This window comes from Nocardia sp. CC227C, assembly GCF_030767025.1.
GTDB lineage: Bacteria > Actinomycetota > Actinomycetes > Mycobacteriales > Mycobacteriaceae > Nocardia.
Genome location: NZ_JASITE010000003.1, coordinates 77,877 through 92,919, shown reverse-complemented (window position 1 = coordinate 92,919; position 15,043 = coordinate 77,877). Strand labels below are relative to the sequence as shown.

The window sequence follows — 15,043 nt, the reverse complement described above, 5'->3', positions numbered from 1 at the left end:
CGGGGTCAGAGTTCACGCAGACGCTTCTTCAACACCTTGCCGGTGGGGTTGCGGGGCAGTTCGTCGAGGAAGACGACCTCGCGGGGAACCTTGTAGCGGGCCAGATTCCGCTTCACGAAGGCTTTGGTGCCGTCCTCGGTGAGAGTGGCGTCGGGACGTCGGACCACGAACGCTTTCAGGCGCGCGCCGAACCGCTCGTCGTCGACGCCGATGACCGCGGCCTCCCGGACCTCCGGATGCGCGTGCAGCAGCTCCTCCACCTCGGCGGGGAAGACGTTCTCGCCGCCGGAGACGATCATGTCGTCGTCCCGGCCGTCGATGAAAAGCCTTCCGGCGGCATCGAAATGGCCGACATCGCCGGAAGACATCAGGCCGCGCACGCGTTCCTTGCCGCCGCCACCGGTATAGCCGTCGAACTGCACCGAATTGCCGACGAAGATGCGGCCGGTGGTGCCGGCGGGCACCCGGCGGCCCCGGTCGTCCAGGATCTCCACCCGCGCACCGAGCACCGGGCTGCCCACGCAGCCGGGTTCGGCGGCCAGATCGTCCGGCGTGGCGATGGTGGCGTAGGCGACCTCGGTGGAGCCGTAGACGTTGTAGACCACCGGACCGAACAGGCCGGTCAGGTCGCGGGCCAGCTGCGCGCCGAGCTGGGAGCCGCCCACGAAGATGATGCGCAGCGCGCTGAGATCCCGGCCGACCAGCGCCCGGCCGCCGAGTTCCACGATGCGGGCGAGCATGACCGGCACCGCGATCACCGTGGTGACCCGGTGCCGCTCCATGCTCTCGACGGTGGCCCGCGGGTCGAAGCGGCGGCGGATCACCAGGGTGGAGCCGAAGCCGAGACCCAGCATGGCGCAGGCGAATCCGAGGGTGTGGAAGATGGGGGCGCAGCATTCGGTGACCTCGCCCGCGCGAAACGGCACCTTCGACAGCAGCGCGCCGAGGGCGGCCAGGGATTTCGGTTCCGGGCGCGGCGCGCCCTTGGGGGTGCCGGTGGTGCCGGAGGTCAGCAGGATCAGGGTGGGCATGGCGCCGGGCGCGGGCGGCGGCGCCGGGTCGCCCTCGGCGATGAGCGCTTCCAGGCAGTCCGGGCGGGTCTTCTCGGTCCAGGCGCGCCAGATGCCGTGCTTCGGCGCGACACCGGCGAGCATGTCCCCGTACTCGTCGTCGTAGACGAGCAGGTCGGCGCCCTCCCGGGTGGCGACATCCCGGATCTGCGGTCCGGCGAAATCAGTGTTCAGCAGGATGATTCGCGCACCGCACTTGGCCGCGGCGAAGATCGCGTCCAGCAGGCCGCGGTGGTTGCGCGCCAGAATGGCCACGCCCTCACCGCCGCGCAGCCCCCGCGCCCGCCAGGCATTGGCGAGTCGATTGGACCGCTCCTCCAGCTCGGCGAAGGTCAGCGACCCGAGTTCGTCGATGACCGCCGTGCGATTCCCGTACCGGGCCGCCGACAGCGTCAGTCCCGCCGCTATGGTGCCGTACCGCAGCATGGCGGTGGCCGCCGCCACCACGGTCGCGGGCGATTCGACGCTCACCACACCGGTGCGCAGCACCAACCGCGCCGATTCGATCTCCGTATACGCGCGATTCCCCACCGCCTTGAGCAACCCGACCGTCACCCGGCCCTCCTCGTCCCGCCCATCCAAGTGCGGGCATCCGCCCGCAACCCCACCGTACGGTGGCCATCGCCGGAACGGAACGACCGCACCCGCCAGACCGGACCCGCGCGCCGGGCAGGACCGGTGGGCACGTGCGACGGTCGCGCGGGCAGGCACGGCGGTCGCGACGGACAGGCACGGCGGTCGCGACGGACAGGCCGGTGGGCACGCGCGACAGTCGCGTCGAGTAGGCGCGGGTGGTCGCGGTGGGCAGGCGCTGAGGCGAGCCGCGCCCAGGTAGCGGCGGACCGCGCTCAGCGGGGATGCACCGAACCCACTCCCTGAGAGTCGGTCGGTGATCCAGGCGCAGTCGCACCTATTCTGTGCGATGTGAGTGAGGAGGCCGCGGGGCCGCTGCCGCGCGGACGGCATCGGCTCAGCCGCGAAGAGGTGACGAGTTCGCAGTACCGCAGGCTGTGTACCGCGGTGCTGGAGTCGGTGGGCGAGATCGGCTATGCCGCGACCACGGTGGCCGATATCGTCGGCCGCGCCAAGGTGGCGCGCCGGACCTTCTACACCATGTTCGGCGGCAAGGACGAATGTTTCGCCGCCGCATACGATCTCGCGGTGCAGGCGGCACTGGACGGGCTGCGCGACACGGTCACCGGCATGGAAGGCGTGCGCTTCGCCGACCGGGTGCGGATCTCCTTCGAGATCTACCTGGCCTTCCTCGCGAGCCAGCCCGGCGCGGCCCGGGCGCTCTACGTGGAAACCCTCGCGGCGGGGCCGGCGCTGATCGCGCACCGCGCCCGCGTGCACCGCATGTTCGCCGACTACATCATGGCCGTGGCCCGGATCGGCGTCCGCGAGGGCGATCTGTCCGCCGACCCGGATCCCGAGGCCATCGACATGCTGCTCGGCGGTATCGACGACCGGGTCCGCGACTGCCTGCACGAGCGGGGCGCGACGGCGCTGCCGCAGCTGGCGCCGCTGTTCACCCGCACCGCCATCGCCCTGGTCCACCCGCTGCCCGACTGAACCCTGTCGCCCGCCACAAACCGTCACCCGCTCCCGCCCGGCCGCTTTGTCTGTTGACACAGCGTGAGTGACATGCGGGTTTCGCGCGCCCTACCGTCGAATTCGGGACAATGACGAAAGGTTTCCGATGCAACGAGGTATTCGGACACTCGTGGGCGCTGCCCTCACGAGCATCACTGCCGCGGCCATGGCGCTGTCGAGCGGAGCGGCCGCCGCCGAACCGGAAATTCCGGCCACACCGGAGGGGCTGGCGCGCTATATCGAATCCGGCCTCGTCCCCGCCGCCGACGGCCGCACCCCGACCTTCGTCGTCGATACCGGCAGCGGCTCGGGATCGTCGTCCACGCGCAGTTTCGCGACCGACACCCGCGGCAGCGGCCCGGAGATGTCCTCCTTCCTGGCGGCTTTCGCGCACGGGCTCACCCAGCCGGACGCCGCGCCGCCCGGCGCGAACGACTGGAGTTGTCGGCCCACCGCCGAACGTCCGCGCCCGGTGGTGCTGGTGCACGGCACCTGGCTGAATGCCTACGACAGTTTCGCCTATCTGTCACCCCAGCTCGCCCGGGCCGGATTCTGCGTGTTCACAACGAATTTCGGTCGACTCGGCATGCTGGAGGGCGGCGGTATCGGCCAGATCATGCCGGGCCGCCACGGTGTCGGCCCCATGGAGGAATCCGCGAAACAGCTCGGCACGCTGGTCGACCGGGTTCTCGCCGCGACCGGTGCCGAACAGGTCGATGTCATCGCCCATTCCCAGGGCGGCCCGGTGACGAGCCAGTATCTGAAATTCGAAGGCGGCCGCGGAAAGGTCGGAAAGGTCATCGGTTTCGGCGCGACGAATCACGGCACCTCATTGATGGGAATTGCCACGCTGGGCCGGACCATCACCAATCTGGGCGTCAATATCATGGGCTTCTACCGACCGCTGCTGGGAACGGCCAATATTCAGCAGGCCGTCGGTTCGCACTTCTATCAGGTTCTCAATGCGGACGGCGATACGGTGCCGGGCGTCTCCTATACCTCGGTCGGCACCCGGCACGACCAGATCTCCAATCCGTACGAGTGGACCTTCCTGCAAGCGGGACCGGAGGCCACGGTCGAGAACATCACGCTCCAGCAGGGTTGCGAGCAGGACTTCTCCGACCATCTGACCATCCTGTACTCGCCCCGCTCGCTCTCCATCGCACTGCGCGCGCTCGATCCGGCCGCCCATCCGGATCTGGTGTGCAGTTTCAACCCCTGGATGCTCGGCGGCGGAGGGAAGCTGTAATGCCGCAGACCGCACCGGCCGTGCCCATCCGGCCGCAACCCGCTCCCATCACCCGGCCGGTGCTCCCCGACGTGGACCCGTTCCACGCCGCACCCGCGGAGCTGGAGCGGTTCGCGCCCGGCGAGATCCTGCGCTCCCGACCGGTCCAGTTGAGCCTGTTCGGAGCCGTGCCACAGCGGATCTCGGCCTGGCAGCTGCTGTACCGGACCCGCGATCTGAACGGCGTCCCGGAGGCGGCGGTGACCACGGTCGCACTGCCCTGGGAGGCCGATCCGAACGCCGGGCGACCGCTGGTCTCCTTCCAGTGCGCCATCGACGCCGTCGCCCCGAAATGCTTCCCCTCCTATGCGTTACGGCACGGTGCCCGGGCGCTCGGCGCCATTCCGCAACTGGAGCTTCCGCTCATCGCCGCCGCCGTGGCGCGCGGCTGGGCGGTCTCGGTCCCCGATCACGAGGGGCTGGGCGGACGGTTCGGCGCGGCCCGCGAGCCCGGCTACCGCGCCCTCGACGCCGCCCGCGCCGCCCTGCGCTTCGACCCGCTCGGACTGAATGCCGGTACGCCCATCGGCCTGTGGGGCTATTCCGGCGGCGGTCTCGCCACCAGCTGGGCGGCGGAACTGGCCGCCGACTACGCCCCCGAACTGGATATCGTCGGCGCGGCCGCGGGCTCACCGGTTGGTGATCCCGCGGCCGCCTTCGTGCGCATGAACGGTTCCGCCTTCGCCGGTTTCGCCATGGTGTTCACCGCCGGGCTGCGCCGGGCCTATCCGCAGCTGGACCGCATCATGCGCACCCGGGTCTCGGCCGAGTACCTGCGGCTGCTGTTGCGCGCGGAGACCAGCGCCACCTTCCCGCTGCTGGCGAAACTGGCCTTCCGCAGTGTCGACGATCATGTCCGCGGCGGCCTGGACGCCTTCCTGGGGCATCCGGAGATGCAGCGCATCCTCGCCGACATCCGTCCCGGCCACCGGGTTCCGGATATGCCCATGCTGATCGTGCAGGGCGTGAACGACGAGGTGATCTCCGTCGGCGATGTCGACGCCCAAGTGTGGCGATACCTCTACGGCGGCGGCCACGTGCACTATCTGCGCGATCGGCTCAGTGCCCACCTGCCGCTGCAGTTCCTGGGCGCGCCGGTCATGATGGATTGGCTGGCCGACCGTTTCGCGCGCCGCCCGCTCCAGCCCGCCGGGATCGATACGGTGTGGTCGGTCGCGACCTCTCGCCGGGCACTGGCCCAGCACCGGGATTTCGCCGAGCTGTGCGCGAGAATGGTTGCCGGCAGCCCGATTCGGGAGCGCGTCGAGATCGCCGCCGATGTCCGGCCGACGGCCCCGCGTCACGACGACTCGGAAGTCGCCCCGGCGTAGGGCGATCGACGTCTCGCGCCCCGGTCCTACTCGCGCGAGGACCGGGGCGCGTTGCCATGTCCGGATGCGTCGTCCACGCCCGCGGCGCACCGCGCTTCTCGAATGTGCCGCAGCCCTGTGCCACAGCCCTGTTCAGATACGCTGGAATTCCTTGCCCAGCAGGTCGATACCGCCCGACCGCGGCTCACCGGCCGCGGACGCGTTCCCCGGCACCGAATTCCGATACGTCCGCGCCACCAGCGAGGAGCGCAGATGCCACAGCCCGGACGGTCGCGACGGATCGAATCCGGTCAGCTGCGCGATGCGCTTGAGCCGGTAGTCCACGGTATTGGTGTGCACCCCCAGCACCCGTGCGGCGCGCTGTCGGCTGTGGTCGCTGGCGACGTAGGTGCGCAGCGTCTCCATGAGGTCGGGATGCTCGTCGAGCGGGTCGAGCAGCGCGCCGAGGTGCTCGCGGCCCGGCCCGGGCCGGGTGAGCTGGTATTCGACCGCCAGATCGTCGAAGCGGTAGAGGCCGGGCGCGCACTGGAGGCGGTGCACCATGTCGAGCAGTTCGTGCGCGCGCTCGGCCGCCTCCGGAATGCCACCGGTGGCGGTTTCCACCACGGTGGCGGTCAGCGCGACCCCGGTGGCCGCGGACAGTCGGCTCACCAGATCCGCCACCGGCAGCGGTTCCGGGGCGGGGACGAGCACGGTGCCGCCCTCGGTGCCGAGCAGCGACAGCCCACGACCGGCGGTGTGCGCGGACAGCGCGGCCTGCACTCGCCGCAGCGTGCGCCGGGCGGCAACGGTGAGATCGAGCCCCGGCCGCGGCTGGGGTTCCGGGATACCCAGTGCCAGAACCGAATACGAGTCGGCTATCTCGACTCCCCCGGAGCGCGCCATGGTCGCCGCGGAGCGTCCGGCCAGTAGCGCGGAGGTGACCGTCTGCACGGCCGTATGGTGTTCGGCCGCGGCCGCCCGGTGCTCGCGCACATAGGCGACCGCGAAGGCCGCGTTGATCAGCGCGAGGATTTCCAGGAACCGCTGGGCGGTGACCATCAGCCGGGCGTAGTCGTCGGGTCCGGCGGCCTCCAGCACCAGTCCGAAGGCGAGTTCCACGCCGTCGCGGACCGCGCGGTGGATGGCCCCGATGGGAATGCCCTCGCGCGCCCATTCCGCGCCCGCCCGGTGCAGGCGTTCGATCTTGTCCTCGACGTCGTGGCCCTCGAGCACGCCGGTGGCGAGTTCCAGGCAGGTGCGGGTGACCGTGGTGACCTCGCCGCGCAGCACCTCACGGGGCAGGTTGCCGATGGGGGTCACCGCCTCGGTGAAGTGGGTGACCAGCCGCTGCGACAGCGCCCGCACATCGTGCAGCGGAGCCGAGATCGTCCGCACCGCCGCGATACCGTCGGATGCGGTGGTCGTTGCGGTATGCCCTCTTCCGATCATGCGCGACTCCACTACAGCTGCTGAAAACGCCGACGTTTAGGAACGCTGACGTTCCCATTGGAGCTCCACTGTAATGGCTGTCACGCGCGGCGGCAATCACGCATGACAGCGCAACCGTGTCACCACGAACGGCGGTGGCGGGTGCGAACGAGAAGTCGCACCCGCCACCGGGATTCGATCGGAACGGATCAGGACAGCTTGGTCACCGTCAGCTCGCCCTCGGCGTACCGAGCGCGCAGCCGCTTCTTGTCGTACTTGCCCACACTGGTTTTCGGCACCTCGGAAATGAACGTCCAGTACTCCGGCAGCTGCCACTTGGCGAACTTGTCGGCCAGGAATTCGCGCAGCTCTTCGGGTTTGGCCGCGGCGCCCTCGGCCAGCACCACCGCGACCAGCGGCCGCTCGTCCCACTTCTCGTCCGGAATGCCGATGACGGCGGCCTCGGCCACGGCCGGGTGCCCCACGATCGCGTTCTCCAGGTCCACCGACGAGATCCACTCGCCGCCGGACTTGATCACGTCCTTGGAGCGGTCCACCAGCGTCAGATAGCCGTTGGGGCTGATCTTGCCAACATCGCCGGTGCGCAGCCAGCCGTCGTGGAACTTGTCCGGATCGACCTGCGCGCCGTCGGGCGAGTAGTAGGAGGCGGTGATCCAGGGGCCCTTGACCTCCAGCTCACCCAGCGAAACACCGTCATTCGGAACGACATTGCCGTCGTCGCCGACCAGCCGCGCCTGCACACCGGCCGGGAAGCGGCCCTGCGTGTAGCGGTAGGCCCAGCGCTCGTCGCCCTCGGTGCCGGTCGGCGGATGCGAGACCGAACCCAGCGGCGAGGTCTCGGTCATGCCCCAGGCGTGCAGCAGCTTCACGCCGAACTTCTCCTCGAAGGCGTGCATCATCGACGGCGGCACCGCCGCACCGCCCACCACACAGGTGCGCAGATGCGAGATGTCCTGCGGCTGCGCGGCCAGGGTGGCCAGCACGCCGCCCCAGATGGTCGGCACGGCCGCCGCGAAGGTGGGCTGGACCGCGGCCATCATCTCCAGCAGCGGTGCGGGCTGCAGGAAACGGTCGGGCATGAGCAGGTTCGACCCGGACATGAGCGCGGCGTACGGGATGCCCCAGGCATTGGCGTGGAACAGCGGAACGATGGCCAGCACGGTGTCGTCGGCGGTGAAGCCCATGCCGTTGGGCGCGCACACCTGGGCGGCGTGCAGCCAGTTGGAGCGGTGCGAGTAGACGACGCCCTTGGGATCGCCGGTGGTGCCGGAGGTGTAGCACATGCCCGCGGCGGAGCGTTCGTCGATGATCGGGTAGTCGAAGCTGTCCGGCTGCGCCGCGAGCAGGTCGGTGTAGGAGTGCACCTGCACGCCCTCGGGGGCGGTGAGCGCGGCGGCGTCGCCGTTGGCCACGATGACGTGGCGCACGGTCTTCAGGCTGGGCAGGTACTGGGCGAACATGGGCAGCAGCGTGCCGTCCACGATCACGACCTGGTCCTCGGCGTGATTGGCGACGTAGATCAACTGCTCCGGGAACAGCCGGATGTTCAGTGCGTGCAGCACCGCGCCCATGGCGGGCACGGCCACGTACGCGACCATGTGCTCGTTGTTGTTCCACATGAAGGTGCCGACCCGATCGCCGATGCCGACGCCGAGTCCACGCAGGGCATTGGCCAACCGCGCCGCATCGGCCCCGATCTCCCGGTAGGTCTGCGTCCGGACGCCCTCCCCGGTCCAGGTGGACACGGTGCTGTCGCCCTGGAAGGTGGATGCGTACTGCAGCAGCGTCGCCAGCGACAACTGCTCATCCTGCATGGTGCTCAACATTTCCAACCGCTCCCTTGCACTTCCCTGAGTGACCGTGAGACGGGTCACTAACCGGCGAGGATAGCCGAATTCGGACATTGTGTGACCGGGGGTACCGAACACGCCCGGAGCCGGGAAAGTGAGGGCAGCGCGCCGCAGATTATGTGCCGACTTGCGGGCGGCGAACCCCACCTTCGCCGCCCGCAAGCCGAATGCCGACACGTCGCCGCCCCACGCAGCGCCGAGCCGACCCGGAGGTCTCAGCACGGCATCGATGGGCAACGACACCCCCTGCGGCGCCGCAGAAAACACCAATCCCGAACCGAGACAAGCAAATTGAAGTAAATTCTTCCGTGAAATATAAGCGTTGCTTTCTGAGCTGTCCAGTCGAGCGAAGACTCGCTGGTTGAGACAGTGACCCGGGGGGGTACTCCGCTGCCCGCACGCACTGCTGGCCGAAAATATGGATTCCATGTCCCGCGATGTCTTCGCTACCGACCGCCCGGCCCTCTACCTTCGGTATATGAGTCGTGAGCCGTCCATCCTGATCATCGGCGCGGGTTTCGCGGGCCTGGGCATGGCGCTGGAACTGCGCCGCCACGGCATAGGCAACTTCACCCTGCTGGAGAAGGCCGCGGATCTGGGCGGCGTCTGGCGGGAGAACACCTACCCGAACGCGGCCTGCGATGTGCCCTCACCGCTGTACTCGTGGTCGTTCGAGCCGAAATCCGATTGGCCGCGCCGCTTTTCGCATCAGCGCGACATCCACGAATACATGCGCGCGGTCGCCGACAAGCATCGCATCCCCGAGCACATCGAATTCGGCGTCGAGGTCACCGACGCCGAATTCGACGAGCGGGCGGGCGTCTGGCGGGTCACCACCGCGGACGGCGCGACCCGCACCGCCGACATCCTCGTTCCGGCCGTCGGCCAGCTGTCCCGGCCGGCCGTGCCGCAGCTGCCGGGCATCGACTCCTTCACCGGTGCGGCCTTCCATTCGGCGCAGTGGGATCACGGCGTCGATCTCACCGGCAAACGGGTGGCCTGCATCGGCACGGGAGCCAGTGCCATCCAATACATTCCGGCCATCGCGCCGACGGTCGCGCACCTCACTCTCTTCCAGCGTTCGGCGGCCTGGGTGCTGCCGAAGTTCGACACCGAGTACTCGGCGCTGCACCACGCGCTGTTCAAATACGTGCCGCCCACGCGGTTGGCGGAGCGCTTCGCGATCTGGTCCTTCTTCGAGGTGCTCGCGCTGGCGCTCACCGATATCCCCGCGATCAAGAAGCCCGTGATCGCCATCGCCGACCGGCACCGCGAGCAGCAGGTGCCCGACCCGGAGCTGCGCGCCAAGCTGACCCCCGACTACGCGGCGGGCTGCAAGCGCGGGCTGTTCTCCAACGAGTACTTCCCCGCGCTGGCGCGGCCGAATGTGGCCGTGGAGACCACCGCCATCGAGGCGGTGACACCGACCGGCATCCGCACCGCCGACGGGGTCGAACACGAGGTCGACGTGATCATCTACGGCACCGGTTTCAAGGGCACCGAATTCCTCGCGCCCATGAATATCTACGGACTGGGCGGCCGCAAGCTGGCCGACGAGTGGGCGGCCGAGGGCGCCCGCGCCTACCTGGGCATGTCCGTGCCGCACTTCCCCAATATGTTCATGATGTACGGCCCGAACACCAATGTCGGCTCCGGTTCCATCATCTACATGCTGGAGGCGCAGGCCCGCTACATCCGCCAGGCCATCGGCTATCTGGCGCGGCGGCCGGGCAGCTTCGTGTCCGCCCGCCCGAATGTCGAACAGTCCTGGGACGATTGGCTCCAGCACCGGTTGAAGGACACCCCCTGGAACTTCTGCTCCAGCTGGTACCGCAATGCCTCCGGACGCATCACCAACAACTGGCCGGGCGCCACCGTGCTGTTCCGCTGGAAGGCGCGCAAGTTCGAGCCGGGCGACTACGAGGTCGCCGTGCGCGCTTGACCTTGTCACGGTGACAAGGTGTTCAGTGGCGGCATGAACACACGAGAGGGACTACTCGCCGGTCTGGCCGCCGAGAACTCGTCCACCCGGCTCGCGGCGGCACTGGCGATCGGCACCCGGCGCGAGCCGGATGTCGTCGACGCACTCGTCGCCCGGTGCGCGATCGAGCCGGACTTCTTCGTGCGCGACATGCTCACCTGGGCGCTGACCCGCTATCCGCCGGAACTCACCGTGCCGCGACTGCGCGCCGAACTCCGGGCGGAGCCGGCGCAGGCCCGTAGTCAGGCGCTGCACACGCTGTCCAAGATCGGGTACCGCGGGGTGTGGCCCGACATCACGACCGGGCTGCTCCGTGACGCCGACGACGAGGTGGCGCGCAGTGCCTGGCGGGCCGCTGTCATTCTGGTACCCGAGGCCGAGCGGGCGGGCCTGGCGACGGAACTGGGTGCGCTGCTCGGCCGCGGCGACCGGGAGCTACAGCTCAGCCTGAGCCGCGCCCTGGTCACGCTGGGCGAGGTGATCGAACCGGTGTTGCAGGCGGCCGCCGCCAGCCGGGACGCGGCGGTCCACGCACACGCCCGCGCCACGCAGCGGCTGCTGCGCGACCCGGACGCCGGTTTCGAGCTCGCCGTCGACGAGGCGCGCCGGGTCGTCGCGCTCGGACCGGATCGGAAGGAGGCGAATGCGTGCTGATCGGTGAGGTGGCGCGGCGGCTCGGCGTGAGCGCCCGCATGCTCCGGCACTACGACTCGCTCGGGCTGGTCCGGCCGACGGGCCGCACGCTGGGCGGCTACCGCGAGTACGCGGCCGCCGACATCCGCCGCCTCTTCCTGCTGGAAGGGCTGCGTTCGCTGGGACTGTCCCTGCGCGAGATCGGCCGCGCGCTCGACGATCCCGAATTCAGCCCTTCCGCCCTGGTCGGCGACCTCATCCGAAAGACCGAGGACCGGCTCGACCGCGAACGCGAACTGCTGGATCGCCTCCGCACGGTCGACGCCGCGAACCCCGACGGCTGGCGCGACGTCCTGCGCATCGTCGAACTCCTGCACGCCCTGCGCTCCCCCGACGCCGCCCGCCGCCAACAGGCCGTCCTCGCCCCCGCCGAGGACACCGCCATGCCCGCCGACCTGCTCGCCGACGCGGTCCTGACCGAATCCGACCCCAATGTCGCGGGCGCGCTGCGCTGGGCGCTGGCCCGCGCGGGCGGTGACGGCGTGCCGCGCGTGGCCCGCGGCCTGCGCTCGGACGACACCGCCACCCGCCTGCGCGCGGTGCTGGCGCTGGCCGAACTGCCCGGTGACGAGGCGACCGCGGCCCTCACCGACGCCCTGGCGGACCCCGACCCGGCCATCCGCCGCCACGCGGCCTTGGCGGCGGGCGCCCGCGGCGTCACCGCATCCATCCCCGTCCTCGTGCACACCGTTGCCACCGGCCCCAACGACATCGACGCCGCCGAAATCCTCGGCACCCTGGCCCGCGACCCCGCCTGGTCCACCCCCATCCTCACCGCCCTCACCAACGAACTAGCCACCCACCCAACAGATCCCGCCCCCCGCATCCGCCTCACCCAGGCCCTCGCCGAACTCCCCACCCCCCTGACGACCCCCACCCTCCGCCACCTCACCCACGACCCCGACCGCACCGTCTCCGGCATAGCCACCGCCCTCCTCCACCGCCCCGACACCCACACCCCCGAATCCCCCTGACCCACCGATAACCCCTGGACGAACACCCCCACCCCCGTGCATGCTGCCCTCACCCCTGTGACCCGGTAGACTCCCCGGCGTCCAGGTAGGCGGCGCCCCGCGCCCCCACCCAGCCCTCGTAGCTCAGGGGATAGAGCACCGCTCTCCTAAAGCGGGTGTCGCAGGTTCGAATCCTGCCGAGGGCACCACCCTGACCTGAGCAGATTCATCCAGAGCATGATCGCGTGCCCAATGCGTGCCCGATCTTGTCGGCCGAGTGGCGCAGCAGTGGACTTCCGACGACACGCAGAAGCGTGTCCGCACCATGCATTGCAGCACTCGGAACGTGGCCGCTGCGGGATCGGGCGAGAGCGTCACCTCCCCTGCGGGAGTCCCGTTGTCCGGGCGGCGAGGCGGCGCGCTCGCCGTCAGCCTCCATTCCCGGGTTCGGGAAAAAGTTCGGCGCAGGTGTCGATTTCGCCGGTGGCTCTTCGTGTAGAAGGTGAGCGGGACGCGGAGGTGCGGTCCGCAGGAGCAAGGGAGAATGATCATGCGCAAAGTCAACGCCACGTTGTCCATCACCCTCGACGGAGTCGTCCAGGGCCTCGGCCGCCCCGACGAGGACACCCGCGGTGGCTTCACCCACGGGGGCTGGGGCGGCAAGTACAACGACCAAGTCATGGGCCACGAGATGGGCAAGAGTATGGCCGACCCGACCGATATGCTGTTCGGACACCGGACCTGGAAGGACTTCATCACCGCCTGGGGCACCCGCACCGACGACAACCCGTTCACCACGCACATGAACGCGGCCACCAAGTATGTCGCCTCCAGAACTCTGGAGAACGCGGACGCCTGGCAGAACTCGATCCTGTTGTCGGGCGACGCCGCTGAGACGGTGGCAAAGCTCAAGGCCGAGCCGGGCAAGGACCTGACGATCATCGGCAGCGCCGCACTGGTCCGCGACCTGCACGCCGCCGGCCTCGTCGACACCTACACGCTGCTGATCCACCCGCTCACCCTGGGCTCCGGCACTCGGCTGTTCGAGGGCCCCGCCCCACTGACCGAGTTCGACCTCACCGGCAGCGTCACCACCACCACGGGCGTGATCATCGCCCGCTACACCCGCAAGTAGGAACCCATGCCGAAATACCTGCTCTCTATCTACCAGCCCGAAGGCGAACCGGACCCCGCGACCATGGCCCGGATCGCGGCCGATCTGCACCGGTTCAACCAGGATTTGCGCGAGAGTGGCTCGTGGGTGTTCACCGGCGGCCTGCACGCGCCGGGCACCGCGACCGTCGTGCGCGCCGACGGCATGGTCACCGACGGCCCCTACGTCGAGGGAAAGGAGCACATCGGCGGGATTTGGGTGATCACCGCCCCCGACCTCGATGTCGCCCTGGAGTGGGGGCGCAAGGCGGCCGCCGCGACCACGCTGCCGATCGAGGTCCGCCCGTTCCAGGACGTGGAACCGTATTGAGTCCGACACCGCAGGAGATCGCAGCCGTGTTCCGCGCCGAGTACGGCAAGGCTGTCGCCGTGCTCGTGCGCGGGCTCGGCGACATCGGCACGGCCGAGGACGCCGTCGCCGAAGCGTTCACCACCGCCCTGCGACGCTGGCCGGCCGACGGCATGCCGCCCAGCCCGGTCGGCTGGATCATCACCACCGCCCGCAACCGGGCCATCGACGAGCTACGCCGCGAATCGCTCCGCGCGCACAAGCACGCCGAGGCTCAGCGCCTGCACTGCCCGGACGAACCCGACGAGGAGGGTCCCGTGCGCGATGACCGCCTCCGGCTGGTGTTCACCTGCTGCCACCCGGCCCTGGCCATGCCCGCACAGGTTGCACTCACGCTGCGGCTGCTCGGCGGGCTGACCACGACCGAGATCGCCCGCGCCTTCCTGGTGCCCGAACCGACGATGGCGCAGCGCCTCGTCCGGGCGAAGGCGAAGATACGCGATGCCAAGATCCCTTACCGGGTGCCCAGCGACGCCGATCTGCCCGATCGCCTCCGTGCGGTGCTCGCGGTGCTCTACCTGATCTTCAACGAGGGATACGTCGCGACCTCCGGCGCCGAACTGGCCCGCGCCGATCTGTGCGCCGAGGCGATCCGCCTCGCCCGGTTGCTGGTGGAACTGATGCCGGACGAACCGGAGGCCGCCGGACTTCTCGCGCTGATGTTGCTGATCGAGGCCCGCCGCGCCGCCCGCACCGACCCGGACGGCGGCCTGGTTCGGCTGGCCGACCAGGACCGCTCACGCTGGAACGCCGATCTGGTCCTGGAGGGCCGCGCGATCGTCCGCGCGTGCCTGCGCCGCGACCAGCCGGGCCGGTATCAGATCCTGGCCGCGATAAACGCCGTGCACACGGACCCCGTCACCGACTGGACTCAGATCCTGGCACTGTACGACCGCCTCCTGCACTTCGACGCCGGTCCGGTCGCGGCGCTCAACCGCGCGGTCGCACTCGCCGAGGTCCACGGCCCCGCAGCGGCACTTCGCGTGGTGGATGACCTGGACCTCGGGAACTATTACCTGTTCCACGCGATCCGCGGTGACCTCCTCGCCCGCCTCGGACGAAGCCGGGAAGCACAGCGGGCCTTCGACACCGCGGCCCAGATCACCGCGAACCAGTCGGAGCGCAACTTCCTGATCGCCCGGCGCGACCGACTCGGCTAGGTGTGTCCTCGAGCCAGCCAGGCCGGGCGCGGAGGTGCACATCCGAGAGGTGCAGATCACCGGCGGCTCGCCGAGGGCACAGCCGGCCCTACGATGTCTCGGCCGGGGAAGTTCGGCCGAGGAGAATTGGGTGAGTCGACTGCGCCGGATCGTTCGTGAGCGGATCGTCGA

12 protein-coding genes and 1 tRNA gene are annotated in these 15,043 nt (G+C 69.7%); 10 read left to right on the top strand and 3 right to left on the bottom strand.

The window, feature by feature from the left end; all coding sequences use genetic code 11:
• Positions 1–5: 5 nt before the first annotated feature.
• Positions 6–1,625: an acyl-CoA synthetase gene (locus tag QMO76_RS06470; RefSeq protein ID WP_306360277.1), complete on the bottom strand. Its 1,620-nt coding sequence runs from the start codon at positions 1,623–1,625 to the stop codon at positions 6–8.
• A 369-nt stretch (positions 1,626–1,994) separates the two neighbouring features.
• On the opposite strand from QMO76_RS06470, the gene QMO76_RS06465 reads away from it, so the two are divergent.
• The 3 genes from QMO76_RS06465 to QMO76_RS06455 all read left to right on the top strand — a co-directional run bounded on the left by QMO76_RS06465 (position 1,995) and on the right by QMO76_RS06455 (position 5,282).
• Complete coding sequence (locus QMO76_RS06465) at positions 1,995–2,642, top strand: TetR/AcrR family transcriptional regulator (RefSeq protein ID WP_306360276.1); 648 nt, start codon at positions 1,995–1,997, stop codon at positions 2,640–2,642.
• 127 nt (positions 2,643–2,769) lie between these two features.
• Positions 2,770–3,912 carry a triacylglycerol lipase gene (locus tag QMO76_RS06460; RefSeq protein WP_306360275.1) on the top strand — a complete coding sequence of 381 codons (1,143 nt, stop codon included), beginning with the start codon at positions 2,770–2,772 and terminating at the stop codon, positions 3,910–3,912.
• The gene (locus QMO76_RS06455; RefSeq protein WP_306360274.1) at positions 3,912–5,282 is read left to right on the top strand and encodes a lipase family protein; all 1,371 of its coding nucleotides are present in this window, start codon (positions 3,912–3,914) and stop codon (positions 5,280–5,282) included. The genes QMO76_RS06460 and QMO76_RS06455 overlap by 1 nt, the downstream gene beginning before the upstream one ends.
• Before the next feature lie 132 nt (positions 5,283–5,414).
• Here QMO76_RS06455 and QMO76_RS06450 read toward each other — a convergent pair whose 3' ends face one another.
• The gene (locus QMO76_RS06450; protein ID WP_306360273.1) at positions 5,415–6,713 is read right to left on the bottom strand and encodes a CdaR family transcriptional regulator; all 1,299 of its coding nucleotides are present in this window, start codon (positions 6,711–6,713) and stop codon (positions 5,415–5,417) included.
• A 188-nt stretch (positions 6,714–6,901) separates the two neighbouring features.
• Positions 6,902–8,539 (bottom strand): long-chain fatty acid--CoA ligase, encoded by a 1,638-nt coding sequence (locus tag QMO76_RS06445; RefSeq protein WP_306360272.1) that lies wholly within the window; start codon positions 8,537–8,539, stop codon positions 6,902–6,904.
• 502 nt (positions 8,540–9,041) lie between these two features.
• Between QMO76_RS06445 and QMO76_RS06440 the strand changes: the two genes are divergently transcribed.
• The 7 genes from QMO76_RS06440 (at position 9,042) to QMO76_RS06410 (ending at position 14,872) form a co-directional block, all read left to right on the top strand.
• Positions 9,042–10,505 carry an NAD(P)/FAD-dependent oxidoreductase gene (locus QMO76_RS06440; protein ID WP_306360271.1) on the top strand — a complete coding sequence of 488 codons (1,464 nt, stop codon included), beginning with the start codon at positions 9,042–9,044 and terminating at the stop codon, positions 10,503–10,505.
• Between the two features lie 33 nt (positions 10,506–10,538).
• On the top strand, positions 10,539–11,198 hold the full coding sequence (locus QMO76_RS06435; protein ID WP_306360270.1) for a HEAT repeat domain-containing protein: 660 nt from the start codon (positions 10,539–10,541) through the stop codon (positions 11,196–11,198).
• On the top strand, positions 11,192–12,211 hold the full coding sequence (locus QMO76_RS06430; protein WP_306360269.1) for a HEAT repeat domain-containing protein: 1,020 nt from the start codon (positions 11,192–11,194) through the stop codon (positions 12,209–12,211). Before QMO76_RS06435 ends, QMO76_RS06430 begins: the two co-directional genes overlap by 7 nt.
• 112 nt (positions 12,212–12,323) lie before the next feature.
• Positions 12,324–12,399, top strand: a tRNA-Arg gene (locus QMO76_RS06425).
• Positions 12,400–12,740: 341 nt separating this feature from the next.
• The gene (locus QMO76_RS06420) at positions 12,741–13,325 is read left to right on the top strand and encodes a dihydrofolate reductase family protein (protein ID WP_306360268.1); all 585 of its coding nucleotides are present in this window, start codon (positions 12,741–12,743) and stop codon (positions 13,323–13,325) included.
• A gap of 6 nt (positions 13,326–13,331) precedes the next feature.
• Complete coding sequence (locus QMO76_RS06415; protein WP_306360267.1) at positions 13,332–13,673, top strand: YciI family protein; 342 nt, start codon at positions 13,332–13,334, stop codon at positions 13,671–13,673.
• Positions 13,670–14,872 (top strand): RNA polymerase sigma factor, encoded by a 1,203-nt coding sequence (locus tag QMO76_RS06410; RefSeq protein WP_306360266.1) that lies wholly within the window; start codon positions 13,670–13,672, stop codon positions 14,870–14,872. Before QMO76_RS06415 ends, QMO76_RS06410 begins: the two co-directional genes overlap by 4 nt.
• The last annotated feature ends 171 nt before the right edge of the window (positions 14,873–15,043 follow it).

Excerpts from the sequence above, each read along its gene's own strand:
- QMO76_RS06460 (WP_306360275.1), top strand. The coding sequence starts at position 2,770 with ATGCAACGAGGTATTCGGACACTCGTGGGCGCTGCCCTCACGAGCATC.
- QMO76_RS06455 (WP_306360274.1), top strand. The coding sequence starts at position 3,912 with ATGCCGCAGACCGCACCGGCCGTGCCCATCCGGCCGCAACCCGCTCCC.
- QMO76_RS06450 (WP_306360273.1), bottom strand. The coding sequence starts at position 6,713 with ATGATCGGAAGAGGGCATACCGCAACGACCACCGCATCCGACGGTATC.
- QMO76_RS06445 (WP_306360272.1), bottom strand. The coding sequence starts at position 8,539 with ATGTTGAGCACCATGCAGGATGAGCAGTTGTCGCTGGCGACGCTGCTG.
- QMO76_RS06440 (WP_306360271.1), top strand. The coding sequence starts at position 9,042 with ATGAGTCGTGAGCCGTCCATCCTGATCATCGGCGCGGGTTTCGCGGGC.
- QMO76_RS06435 (WP_306360270.1), top strand. The coding sequence starts at position 10,539 with ATGAACACACGAGAGGGACTACTCGCCGGTCTGGCCGCCGAGAACTCG.
- QMO76_RS06420 (WP_306360268.1), top strand. The coding sequence starts at position 12,741 with ATGCGCAAAGTCAACGCCACGTTGTCCATCACCCTCGACGGAGTCGTC.
- QMO76_RS06415 (WP_306360267.1), top strand. The coding sequence starts at position 13,332 with ATGCCGAAATACCTGCTCTCTATCTACCAGCCCGAAGGCGAACCGGAC.